Origin of the sequence: Streptococcus suis, from assembly GCF_002960445.1 — a bacterium.
In the GTDB taxonomy this organism is placed as follows: Bacteria; Bacillota; Bacilli; order Lactobacillales; family Streptococcaceae; genus Streptococcus; species Streptococcus hyiners.
In genome coordinates, this window is record NZ_POJD01000025.1 from 1 (window position 1) to 313 (window position 313).

The window sequence follows — 313 nt, forward strand, 5'->3', positions numbered from 1 at the left end:
ACCCATTTGCCGTTAAAGAAGGCATGTTGGTAATTGAATAAACATAAGAAACTGACTGAAAAATTTTCGGTCAGTTTTTTATGTGAGTACGAAAAAACGACCCTTTCGGATCGATCTCAATAATAGTCTTTTAGTTTACTTTTAGTACTAGGCAACGAGCCGCAGGCATAACTGGAGTTAGGCAAGGTGAGTTAACGACGTAATAAAAGATAAACTAAATGACGATATCTTAGTAATATTCCCCTTGTCTGTAGTCCCAAGAGTTGAAATGGTCAGACAAGTGCATCATGATTTTATCAATGTCCAGACCCTT

Annotated in this window: 1 pseudogene; it reads right to left on the minus strand. The window is 37.1% G+C overall.

What is annotated here, in order from left to right:
- Positions 1 to 229: 229 nt before the first annotated feature.
- Positions 230 to 313: pseudogene (locus C1G53_RS00110) on the minus strand (translation factor (SUA5)); the annotation flags it as partial.